Genomic DNA, 12,729 nt, shown 5'->3' on the forward strand with positions numbered 1-12,729 from the left:
AGAGCCCGGCGGACACTCACAACAGACATATAGAACGTAACTAAGGATTAAACGATGAGTACAGAGGAAAAGAATCTACCTCAGCCGCCAGCCGGTGAGGCTAAGCAGGAAAGTAAAAACCGCATCCGCGCCATGTTCCTGGGCCTGGTCATTGTGATGCTCATGTCCTCGCTGAACCAGACGATTCTGGCGCCGTCGCTGCCCACGATTGTGGGTGAGCTTCACGGCGTGGAGCACATGAGCTGGGTGATTACCATTTTCATCCTGCTTTCGACGATTACGATGCCGGTCTACGGCAAGCTTTCTGACCAGTTCGGACGCAAGCCCTTCCTGATTTTTGCGATTGTCGCTTTCATGGCGGGTTCGATTGTTGGTGCGCTCGCGCAGAGCATGAACTGGCTGATTTTTGCTCGTGGCCTGCAGGGTCTGGGCGGCGGCGGTCTGATGATTCTTTCTCAGGCTGTGATTGCTGATGTGATTCCTCCCCGCGACCGTGGCCGCTACATGGGTATTATCGGTGGCGTTTTTGCTTTCTCGTCGGTGGCTGGTCCGCTGATTGGTGGCTGGATTACTGAGGGTCCGGGTTGGCGTTGGGCGTTCTGGCTGAATCTGCCGTTGGCTATCCTGTCGATTCTTGCGGTGATTTTCTTGCTGCCGCACCGCCCGTTCCGTGAGCGTGAGAAGCACAGCATCGACTACCTTGGTTCGCTGATTCTGATGGCGGGTACGAGTGCGCTGGTGCTTGCCACGATTTGGGGTGGCAACCAGTACGAGTGGACTTCGCCCGAGATTATTGGTCTGCTGGTCTTCTCTGTGGTTGCTGCGCTGGTGTTTATCCCGGTGGAGAACCGTGCGGCTGAGCCGGTCATGCCCATGTACCTGTTCAAGAATCGTAACTTCCTGCTGACTCTGGGTGCTTCGCTGGCGCTGGGTGTGGCAATGTTCGGTGCGGTGGAGTATATCCCGACTTATCTGCAGATGGCGCTGGGTGTTAGCGCTACGGTGGCTGGTCTGCTGATGATCCCGATGATGGGCGTCATGCTGGTGGTGTCGATTGTGACGGGCCGCGTGGTGTCGAAGACCGGTCGCTATAAGCGTTATGTGACGAGCGGTACCGCGATTGTGGCGCTGGGCCTGTTCCTGCTGTCGACTGTGACTGTTGAGACTCCGACCTGGCTGTTCTGTGTGTACCTCGCGGTGATGGGTGCCGGTCTGGGTATGTCTATGCAGTTCTTGACTCTGATTGTTCAGAATGCGTTCCCGGTGAGTGTGGTTGGTACCGCGACGGCGTCGAATAACTTCTTCCGTCAGGTGGGTGCTACTGTGGGTGCCTCGCTGGTGGGTGGTCTGTTTACCTCGCGTCTGACCTCGCTGATTTCTGAGCGTATGCCGCAGCAGGCGCTGCAGTCTTCGGGTAGCCATGCGTCTTCGTCTCTGACTCCTGAACTGGTGGCGTCTTTGCCGGAGCCGGTGCACGGCATCATTGTGAATGCGTATAACGATGCGCTGATTCCGCTGTTCCTGTACCTGGTGCCGCTGGGTCTGGTGTCTACGCTGCTTCTGCTCTTCATTCGTGAGGACGCGTTGGCGACGACCCTGGAGACTGAGCCGGCTGTTGATATTGCTCGCGCGGCGACTGGCGCGATTCCGGTGATTACTCCGGAGATGGCTGCTAAGGACGCTCAGGATTTGAAGAGCATGCACGGCTCTGCTCGTGCTCGTATTAATGAGTCGTTGAGCTCGGAGGCTTCGCCTGATTCGGAGCCTAACGCTAAGAGCTAGGGTCTTAGCACTAGACGCGGAGGCGTTGCCTTCCTGTATAAGTGGCGCCCCGGTGCGAGTCGTGTGCTCGTGCCGGGGCGCCGCTTTTGGCTGAGTTGCCTTAACCAGTGCGCTTAAGAGGTGTGCCTTAGTGCTTGGTTTAGGGGTTGGAAGTGTTGGTTTAGTCCCTTAAATAGTGGGTTTACGTGGTGTTTTGCCCCATTAAAGCGCTTATCGAAAAGGTTATTACGTCCCTATGTCGAGAGAATTGTTTCCGATGTAAAATTTTCGTAAAAATTGTTAATCCGCCCCTTTTCCCCGGTATTCCGGGGCATTTTTTTACCCAGCTCCCTTTTAGCTTGCATACAGGCTGTTCTAAGGGGTGAAAGTGCCCAATGTGGGTTTGGTGGAAGTGTTACAGGCTATATAAGATAAAGTACATATGCTCCTAGTGACAGTCATCACGAAGCAGTGCGCTAGGACAGCATGACACACATGCCTTAACACCGACATCTACACAAGGAGGGGAACCGTCCCATGTTTAGGTACATCCTCCAGCGATCGCTGACGTACCTCGTCATGGTCTTTATTACGACCACGATGGGTTACTTTGCAGCGGTTACTGCCCTGAAGCCTGCCCTCTTGGAGCAGGAAAAGGTTCCGAAGCCTAGCCCCGAGCAGGTGAACCGTAACTTCGCATCCCTGGGTCTCGATCCCGAAATGAACCCCTGGGACCGCTACGTTCAGTGGCTGACCAATGTGGTCACCAAGTTCGATTGGGGCCGTAGCCCCAACGGCGCGTACATTAACCAGGAATTTGGCCAGCGCGTGTGGGTTTCTACCCGCCTGCTGCTGGTGGCTACCATTCTCTCGATTGTGATTGGTATTGCCCTGGGTGTGTACTCGGCAGCTCGCCAGTACAAGTTCTCTGACCGTGTTATCACCGGTTACTCCTACCTGGTCTACATCATCCCCGCTCCCGTTGCTTACTTCGTGGTGCAGCAGGGCGCGACCACTATCAACAACATCGCCGTTGCTAATGGTGGAGAGAAGATTTTCTATGTGACCGGTATTTCGACTCCGGGTCTGACCGGATTCTGGGAAATCACCATGGATATGGCGGCGCACTACGTCGTGCCGACCTTCTGTATGACCATCTTCGGTTGGGCTGGTTACCAGATTGCACAGCGTCAGTACCTGCTCGATAACGTGAACGCTGACTTCGTGCGTACCGCTCGTGCTAAGGGCTTGACCCGTAACCAGGCGATTACTCGCCACGCACTGCGCGTCTCCTTCATCCCCGTGGCACAGTCCATCGCGTACCAGATTCCGATGATTTTTGCGGGTGCATTCTTCGCCGAGACCGTCTTTGCATGGCCCGGTATCGGTAAGTGGTCGATTGACTCCATTTCCGCGCAGGACGTGAACGCTGCGACCGTGACCCTCGCGTACGGTTCTGCACTGTTCGCTGTCGGTGCGATCATCGCTGATATCGCTACCACCATCGTCGACCCCCGAGTGAGGATCTCATGAGTCAGGTAACTGCAACTTCCTCCGTACCGGTGGTACAGGAGAACGGTGACTTCAAGGTCATCAACAAGAGCGTTATTATTCTGCGCCGCTTCCTGCGTAACAAGGCTGCAGTCTTCGGTCTGTGCGTGTTCATCGGCATGGGTCTGTTCGGTCTGTTCGGTAAGTACCTGACCAAGTACAAGCCCAACGACATTGACTACATGGCGCTGGGTGAAGGCCCCTCGGCCGAGCACTGGTTCGGTACCACCATCGCGGGTAATGACGTGTTCGCCATGATGTCTGAGGCCGTCTGGACCTCTCTCCAGATTGGTGTGGTCGTCGGTTTGGCCACTGTGTTCATCTCCGCAGTTTACGGTTGTGTGATGGCGTACTTCGGTGGCTGGATTGACAAGATTATGCTGTTCATCCTCGAGACCCTGATCATGGTTCCCTCGCTGCTGATTCTGGCAATTCTGATTAACGGTCAGGTTGGTAAGCAGATTCAGAAGAGCGTCCCCACCTGGGTTCTGCTCTCTGCAGTGCTGATTGCCTTCGGCTGGATGGGTAGCGCCCGTGTTATTCGTGCAATGGCGCAGTCCCTCATCAACCGCGACTTCGTGAAGGCTGCACGCTACATGGGTGTGCACCCCTTCAAGATTGTGATGCGCCACCTGGTTCCGAACATTGGCTCCCTGCTGGTTCTGAACTTCACCAGCGGCATCATGGGCGCTGTGCTCTCTGAGGTCGCTTACTCCTTCATCGGCATCGGTATTAAGTACCCCAACTACTCGCTGGGTTCGCTGATTTCGGATGCTTCGCAGCAGATTAACACCCTGCCGCACATGTTCTGGTTCCCGGTTCTGTTCTTCTTCCTGCTGGTTGGTCCGCTGGCCCTCATGAACGACGGTCTGCGTGACGCATTCGACCCGACCTCCATGTCTGTCGGTAAGATCAAGAAGTCCAAGAAGAACGAGAAGGCAGAGGCACCTGCTGCCGCTGCAAAGGAGGCGAAGAACTAATGAGTACCTCTCCCGTTCTGAGCGTTAAGGACCTCAACGTCCGCTTCAATACTGAGAATGGCGTCGTGCACGCTGTTCGCGGTGTGAACTTTGACCTGTACCCCGGTAAGACCCTGGGTATTGTGGGTGAGTCCGGTTCCGGTAAGTCCGTTGCCTCCATGGCAATCATGGGTCTGCACCCGACTACCGCTGACATCACCGGTTCGGTCAAGTACAACGGCACTGAGCTGCTGGGCTTGAGCGATAAGGAAATGTGCGCATACCGCGGCAAGGAGATCTCTATGATCTTCCAGGATCCGCTGTCCTCACTGACCCCCGTGTACACCATTGGTGATCAGATTGCCGAGGTGCTCAAGGTCCACAACAAGGGCATGAGCAAGCAGGCTATCAAGGACCGTTCCATCGAACTGATGCGTATGGTGGGTATTCCCTCGCCGGCTGACCGCCTGCGTTCCTTCCCGCACGAATTCTCCGGTGGTATGCGTCAGCGCATCATGATCGCTATGGCGATTGCGAATGACCCCCGCGTGCTCATCGCTGATGAGCCCACCACCGCACTGGATGTGACCATTCAGGCGCAGGTGCTGGAGGTTATGCAGAAGGCTCAGGAAGAGACCGGAGCAGCGACCATCATGATTACCCACGACCTTGGTGTTGTGGCTGGTATGGCTGACGACATTCTGGTGATGTACGCCGGTAAGCCGGTGGAGATTGCGAAGGCAGAAGATCTGTACAAGCATCCCTCCCACCCGTACACCATCGGTCTGCTGGGTGCGGTCCCGCGTGTGGACCGTTCCGAGAAGGTCTCCCTGGTTCCGATTGAGGGTACCCCTCCGAACCTGATTAACCCGGTGACCGCGTGCTCCTTCCGCCCGCGTTGCCCCATCGCTAAGAGCGGTGGCCAGTGCTGCCAGGACTCCAACGGCGAGCCCGATCTGCAGCTGCTGGAAGGCGTTGGCGAGGGCCACTACTCCTCCTGCACCATCTCTCAGGAGCTGGTCGGTAAGACCGCTGACGAGCTGTACCCGGTTCCGGAGCCCCCGGTATCGAAGTACGACGGTATTCCGCGTGAGGAGCGTGCCCCCGTCCTGGAGGTCCGCAACGTCAAGAAGCACTTCCCGCTCATGAAGGGCGCGCTGATTAAGCGCCGCGTGGGCACTGTGAAGGCTGTGAACGGCCTGTCCTTCGACATTCGCGAGGGCGAGTGCTTCTCCATCGTGGGTGAGTCCGGTTGTGGTAAGACCACCACCCTGCTGGAAATCATGGAGTTCAACAAGAACACCGACGGTGAGATTCTGATCAACGGAACCTCCACCAAGGACGGCAAGTCCGCAGGTGAGATTCTTGAGCTGCGTAAGAACCAGCAGATGGTGTTCCAGGACCCCACCGGTGCTCTGGATCCGCGCTTCACCGTTTACGAGGTGCTTGCTGAGCCGCTGGAAAACCAGGGCATGAACAAGGCAGACATCAAGAAGCGCGTCATCGAGCTGATGCACATTGTGGGTCTGCAGCCTGACCACGTGAACCGCTTCCCGAACCAGTTCTCTGGTGGTCAGCGTCAGCGTATCGGTATTGCTCGTGCGCTTGCTGTGAACCCCAAGCTCGTGGTTCTGGATGAGCCGGTGTCCGCACTGGACGTGTCCGTCCAGGCTGGTGTGATTAACCTGCTGGAGGAGCTGCGTGCAAACCTGGGCCTGAGCTACCTGATGGTTGCTCACGACCTCGCGGTGATTCGCCACGCATCCGACCGCGTTGCAGTGATGTACCTGGGTCGTATTGTTGAGATTGGTGACGTCGACCAGGTGTTCGACAACCCGATCCACCCGTACACCCGTGCACTGCTCTCGGCGATTCCGGTTCCGGATCCCGAGGTTGAGGCAAAGCGCCACCGCATTATGCTTGAGGGTGACCTGCCCACTCCGGTGAACGCGCCTAAGGGCTGTGGCTTCTCGAGCCGCTGCCCGGTCTTCAAGCTCCTGCCTGAGGACAAGAAGCGTCGTTGCCTGGAGGAGATGCCGGAGCTGACCCACGTTGAGGGTGAGGATCACGGTTATGCTTGCTACTACCCTGAGGCTGAGGCCGCTACGGTGTAGCTCTAGAGTCGGCTGAATAAGTCGCATGTGTGCCGAGGGGCGAATATTCGTTGAATATTCGCCCCTCGGGTTTTTTATGCCCGGTATTGGTGGGCTGTACGTTGTTCGAGATTGTCACCTAGTGAGACGGGGGGAACCGCAGAATGTGGCGCTAGGCACTGAAACGGTCCGGAAAACGGGTAAAACCGCCCTGACTAGGTATAACCTTTCTCACCATTCAAGATATGAATATTTATGGAAGAGCTTTCCTGCTGGCAGTAAGCCATAATTAAGCCTGTGGGTGCGCCGCTAGGGGCGTACCTCAAGGAACACATTCATAGACCGGCACTAATTCATCGCTCACCGCACCCTATTGCGGCGCATGAGCAGGGAATCCTTGACGCTTTCCTGCAGGATTATTGAGGGTCAAACGTATAAGAGGACACTCTCATGGAGAAGAATTTCATCCTGAACCGTCGTACCGTTCTCGGTGGCGCTGCAGCACTGGGTACCGTGGGCGTACTGGCTGCGTGCGGCTCGTCCAAGGACTCCAAGGCAACCACCAAGGGTGCAACCGTGGGCACCGATGCCAAGGAGCTTTATGACCTTGGCGAGGCCGCTGTATCTGAGCTGAAGGATGGCGGCACTCTGCGCCTGGCTATTCCGGGTATTGGCCCGGACTTCAACCTTTTCAGCGCGGACGGCAACTCCCTGTACACCCAGACCGCTATGAGCCCCGTGGCTTACGCAGGCCTGTGGCAGGGTGACCCCCTGGGTAAGCGCACTCTGGCTCCCGAGTTTGCGAAGAGCTTCGATGTCGCCGAAGAAAACGGTCTGCCCGTCGTCTCCATTGAGCTGAACCCCCAGGCTAAGTTCAACGATGGTACCCCCATCGACTACAAGGCTCTGCAGGCTACCTGGAACATCCTCAAGAGCACCGATGGTGACTACAAGGTCGGAAGCAGCGGCATCTACAGCAGCATTGCTTCCGTGGAGCGCGACGGTGATGACTTCAAGGTGAAGGTAACCTTCTCCGCACCTTACTACCCGCTGAATACCCTCTTCGCTGGCATTGTGCACCCGGCTCTGCTGGACAAGGAACTCTTCAACACTGGTTTCGTTGACAAGCCGCACCCCGAGTACTGGGTTGGCCCCTTCACCATTGCTGAAGGTGGTTGGAACTCGACCGAGAAGACCCTGACCCTGACCCGCAACGACAAGTGGTGGGGCGAGAAGCCCGTTCTGGAGCGCATTGTCTTCCGTCAGATGGATCCCGCTGCTGAGCGCGCGGCATTCAAGAACGATGAGCTTGATGCGATTGGTGCTACCACCGCTTCCGCATACAAGGAGCTCAAGGACGTTGCTAACATCGAGATCCGCCGAGGCTCTCGCCTGTTCTCCGGTGGCGTGACCATGAACCCCGCCCGCATGCAGGATGTTGCTCTGCGCCGCGCTGTGGTTACTGGTCTGAACCGTGAGGCTCTCGCCAAGGTTCGTTTCCAGGGCCTGGATTACGAAGAGAAGCTTCCCAACTCGATGATTCACATGCCCTTCAACGAGTACTACCAGGACACCTACCCGACCCCGAACAACGATGCTGCTGCTGCATCCAAGATTCTGGAAGAGGCAGGCTACACCAAGAACGGTGAGTTCTACGAGAAGGACGGCAAGCAGGCTGCCTTCAAGTTCTCCATCTTCGGTGAGGATCCCACCTCCAAGGCTGTCGGTCAGACCCTGGTTCAGCAGCTGAAGTCCGTAGGTATTAATGCTGAGCTCGACTCCCGTGCTGTTAGCGAGTTTAACAAGACCATGGCCTCCAAGGACTACGACGCAACCTCCTCCGGTTTCGCTCCGAGCTCCCCGGATGCTACCGAGGCTACCGAGCAGTTCTACATGCGCCGTAAGCCTGAGGAAGCTGGTTCCGATGAGATCAATGAGATGATCGCAAAGATGAAGCTCATTGCTGACGACAAGGAACGCAACCAGGCTTGCAATGAGATCGAGAAGAAGCACCTGGCTGAGTTCGCAGTGCTGATTCCGCTCATGAACGGCCCCGAGTACAAGTTCGTGAAGAAGGGTCTGCGCAACTACGGCGTGTCCCTCTTCCAGGGCACCGGCATTCACTGGGAGAAGGTTGGTTGGGCTAAGTAAGTCCTCATCCCTTCACCTCCTAGGTGAATAGCCTAGAGCTATTGAAAGTGTCCACCCGGATTATCCGGGTGGACACTTTTTGCATTTCTGGAGGGGGCTTTGGGTGCTTTTGTGTACCTATGTGGGGGAGTGATGGTATAGCTATCCGGCAAAATCCGAAAAATTCGCGCAAAAACAGGGTATTCATAGTATGAATATCCAAAAGACACGATAAATATTAAGAAATATTGTGATAATTCTTGGTTTTCGATCCTGGGGCGCGCTACAGTGGAGTCATACAAAGTTATGCAGTGCTCTGCATAAATAATCAACACTTCGGGGATACGGGATACACCCGCCCACGCAAGACAGAAGGAAACCACTCCCATGACCGCCCACACCGCATACACCGCGAGTAGCCACGAAGCGACCAAGAACAGCTTCAGCCGCCGCGCCCTCATTGGCGGCACCGCGGCTCTGGGAGCTGTAGGTCTGCTCAGCGCCTGCGGCAACGGCAGCGCAAGCTCTGAAAAGACCAAGGCCGCCGGCGCCGGTGCCAATATCGAAGACCTCTACAACATCAACGCTCAGGATGTGAACAGCCTGAAGAAGGGCGGCACCCTGCGCCTGCCCGCCGGATCCATCGGTCCGAACTTCAATTTCTACACCCAGAGCGGTAACACCAGCGATAACGTCAACGTTATGAGCACCATCAGCCAGGCCGGCATGTGGAACCTCGACTTTGACGGCACTTACAAGCTGAACACCGACTTTGCTGTCTCCTTCGAGCACAGCAAGAAGGGCGACAAGGTTCAGGTTGCCGTCAAGCTCAACCCCAAGGCTGTCTTCAACGATGGCACCCCCATTACCTACAAGGCGCTCCAGTCCACCTGGAACATCTTCAAGAGCCTGGATAACGGCTACAACATTGTCTCCAGCGGCATCTACGAATTCGTCGAATCCGTAGAAAAGGGCGAAGACGACTACAGTGCAATCGTCACCTTCTCCAAGCCCTTCTATCCGCTGCAGAGCCTCTTCTCTGAGATTCTGCACCCCGCACTGGAAGACGTCGAGCTCTTCAACAACGGCTTCGTGGATGCGCCCCACCCCGAGTACTGGGCTGGCCCCTTCACCCTGGCGGATAAGGGCTGGGACTCCACCGCGAAGACCTTCAGCGTTGTACCCAACGACAAGTGGTGGGGCACCAAGCCCCTGCTGGACAAGATTGTCTTTACCCAGATGGAATCCAGCGCTGCACGTGCCGCGTTCAAGAACGATGAAATTGACGCTATCGGTGCAAGCACCTCCTCCACCTATGCCGAGGTGAAGAACATTGCGGGTACCGAACTGCGTAAGGGCACCCGCCTCTACGCTGGCGGCCTGGATATTAACCCCCGCCGCGTCAAGGATGCTGCCCTGCGTAAGGCAATCTTCGTCGGCACCAACCGTGAAGCACTCGCGAAGATTCAGTACCAGGGCCTGCCCTACGAGGAAACCATCCCCGGTTCGATGATTCACATGCCCTTCTCACCCTACTACCAGGATTCCTACCCGACCCCGAATAACAGCGTTTCGGAGGCGCAGAAGATTCTGGAGGCCGCCGGTTACACCAAGAACGGCGACTACTACGAGAAGGACGGCACGAAGGCTGGCTGTGCAGTGGTGGTCTTCGGTGACGATCCGACCAACAAGGGTAAGGCTCAGACCTTCACTCAGCAGATGAAGGATGTCGGCATTGAGATCCGGATCGATCAGCACGCCGATAGTGAGTTCGCCACCATTCTGGGCAACTGGGACTACGATATTTCCTTCAGCGGCTACTCGGTCTCTGCTGACGCAACCGAGGGTACCAAGCAGTTCTACTACTCCGAGAACAACGAAGGTATCGGCAGCAAGGAAATCGATGCCCTCATCGACGCCATGACCCTCATTGAGGACGACAAGGAACGTAACCTCGCCTGCAACGAGATTGAGAAGAAGCACATGGCGGAGTTCGCCTTCCTGGGCACCATTACGAACGGTCCTGACTTTGTGATGGTCAAGAAGACTCTGGCTAACTACGGTCCGCGCCTGTACAAGTCGATGGACTGGACTGCTGTGGGCTGGATGAATTCCTAGGGGTTCCTGCCCTATGAGCGGGTCGAATGCGTATATGCGCGTTCGGCCCGCTTTGCTGTGCCCGCTGACTATTTCTGGAGGTGGGGGAGGGGGCACTGCGTGAAGGGTGGTGGGGTTGTGCCGACATGGATTTAGGCTCGGTGTCTTAGGGCCGGGCGTAATAATTTAGAAATATTTATCGTGTTGCGCACTTGTGGTGATGCGTGTGGTGTACACTACTAAAAAATATTAAATGTGGCTTAGAACATAGCTTTAGGTCACATTATTTTGCATGGCTTGACCTGCCCGCCCATCACCGCAGATGGCAGACGCTCCTGTAGGCGGAAACCCCGCCTCCAGAGCACGCGAGCCACCCACTTTACACTGCAAACACTGCATCAGTGCAGTCCACACCCCCAAGGAGCCCGTCATGAGCCCCCACCCCATCCCCTCCCTCTCCGGATTCAACCCGATCATGAGCCGCCGCGTACTGTTCGGCGGCGCAACCGCCGTCGCTGCTGTCGGCGTACTGAGCGCTTGTGGCTCCTCGTCCTCCAAGACCGAGCACAAGGCAAGCGAAACCCCGTTCTATGAAATCAACGAGCAGGATACCTCGAAGCTCAAGCAGGGCGGTACCCTGAACCTGAGCACCTACTCCCTGGGCCCGGACTTCAACCGCTTCTCCCAGAACGGCTCGAGCACCTCCGTCTCCGAAACCATGGGCGTTATCGCCGGTGCCGGCATCTGGCGCAGCACCTACAAGGGCGAAGACGAGCTCGACCCCAACTACTGCCTCGGCTTCGAAGCTAAGGAAGTAGACGGCAAGATCACCGCAGAGGTTCGCCTGAACCCCAAGGCAGTCTTCAACGACGGCACCCCCATCGACATCGACGCCCTCAAGGCAACCTGGCAGATCCAGCGTGACCCCGACGGTGAATACAAGATTGCCGCAGCGGGTATCTACGAATTCATCGAAAGCGTTGAAGCTATCGATGGCGACCGCTACCACGCACGCGTTGTTTTCAAGACTGCGCACAACCCCGTCAAGGGTCTGCTCTTTGGTGGAATCCTGCACCCGGCGATGCTCGACGTAAACCTCTTCAACGAAGGCTTCGTCGACAACCCCCACCCCGAGCTCGGTTGCGGCCCCTTCACTCTGGCACCCAACGGCTGGAACTCTTCCGAGAAGACCTTCACCGCAGTCCCCAACGACAAGTGGTGGGGTGAGAAGCCCAAGCTGGACCGCATCGTCGTGCGTGAAATGGCAGACGCTGCAGCTCGCGCCGCCTACAAGAACGGCGAGCTGGACGTCGTGGAATCACGTACCCTCAGCGCCTACAACGAGATGAAGGACGTTGCAAACTCTGAAATCCGCCGCGGTCGCCGCCTCTTCGCCGGCGGCATGAACCTGAACGCAGAGCACATCACTGATGTTGCTGTCCGTAAGGCAATCTTCCTGGGTATCGACCGTGGTGCTCTGGCAAAGATTCGCTTCCAGGGTCTGCCCTACGAAGAAGAAGTTCCCGGCTCGATGCTTCTGTTGGGTTCCTCCCAGTACTACCGCGACAACTACCCGGCACGTAACCCGGAGGAAGCACGCAAGGTCCTGGAGAAGGCAGGCTACACCAAGTCCGGCGACTTCTACGCGAAGGACGGCAAGACCATCACCTTGAAGCTGACCACCTTCGGTGATGACGCCACCACCAAGGGCCAGGCACAGACCTTCATCCAGAGCATGAAGGAAATCGGCATTAACTTCGAGCTCGATTCGCGTGCACAGTCTGAATTCTCGAAGGTTGTTGGTAACCGCGAGTACGACGTAAGCATTTCGGGCTTCGGCGTGACCTCCGAGCCGACCAGTGCAGCCGAGTACTTCTACCACTCCAAGAACTGGAACGGCGTCGGCACCCCCGAAATCGACGCTATGGTCGACGAGATGGTCACCATCCTCGATGACGCTAAGCGCGCCGAGAAGTGCAACGAAATTGAGAAGAAGCACATGAGCGAGGTTTGCCTCTTCATCCCCTTCCTCAATGGCCCGGACTTCAAGGCATGCCGCCCGAAGCTCGCTAACTACGGTGCGTTCCTCTTCAAGACCACCGACTGGTCTACCGTCGGCTGGATGGCATAAGCCGCAG

At 56.7% G+C, this 12,729-nt stretch carries 7 protein-coding genes; all 7 read left to right on the forward strand.

What is annotated here, in order from left to right:
- Nucleotides 1-54: 54 nt before the first annotated feature.
- A complete protein-coding gene (locus HMPREF2919_RS06900) occupies nt 55-1,782 on the forward strand; it encodes an MDR family MFS transporter (protein ID WP_070666937.1) in 1,728 nt (575 codons plus the stop codon).
- Between the two features lie 516 nt (nt 1,783-2,298).
- Nucleotides 2,299-3,294, forward strand: a complete 996-nt coding sequence (locus HMPREF2919_RS06905; RefSeq protein ID WP_005507218.1) for an ABC transporter permease — start codon at nt 2,299-2,301, stop codon at nt 3,292-3,294.
- A complete protein-coding gene (locus HMPREF2919_RS06910; RefSeq protein ID WP_005507216.1) occupies nt 3,291-4,292 on the forward strand; it encodes an ABC transporter permease in 1,002 nt (333 codons plus the stop codon). The genes HMPREF2919_RS06905 and HMPREF2919_RS06910 overlap by 4 nt, the downstream gene beginning before the upstream one ends.
- On the forward strand, nt 4,292-6,385 hold the full coding sequence (locus HMPREF2919_RS06915) for an ABC transporter ATP-binding protein (RefSeq protein WP_005507215.1): 2,094 nt from the start codon (nt 4,292-4,294) through the stop codon (nt 6,383-6,385). The genes HMPREF2919_RS06910 and HMPREF2919_RS06915 overlap by 1 nt, the downstream gene beginning before the upstream one ends.
- A 429-nt stretch (nt 6,386-6,814) precedes the next feature.
- Nucleotides 6,815-8,515 (forward strand): ABC transporter family substrate-binding protein, encoded by a 1,701-nt coding sequence (locus HMPREF2919_RS06920; protein WP_070666939.1) that lies wholly within the window; start codon nt 6,815-6,817, stop codon nt 8,513-8,515.
- Nucleotides 8,516-8,881: 366 nt separating this feature from the next.
- Nucleotides 8,882-10,612: an ABC transporter family substrate-binding protein gene (locus HMPREF2919_RS06925; protein WP_070666941.1), complete on the forward strand. Its 1,731-nt coding sequence runs from the start codon at nt 8,882-8,884 to the stop codon at nt 10,610-10,612.
- Between the two features lie 409 nt (nt 10,613-11,021).
- The gene (locus HMPREF2919_RS06930) at nt 11,022-12,722 is read left to right on the forward strand and encodes an ABC transporter family substrate-binding protein (protein ID WP_049357820.1); all 1,701 of its coding nucleotides are present in this window, start codon (nt 11,022-11,024) and stop codon (nt 12,720-12,722) included.
- The last annotated feature ends 7 nt before the right edge of the window (nt 12,723-12,729 follow it).

The sequence above is a fragment of the Rothia sp. HMSC068E02 genome (assembly GCF_001813565.1).
Lineage (GTDB): Bacteria > Actinomycetota > Actinomycetes > Actinomycetales > Micrococcaceae > Rothia.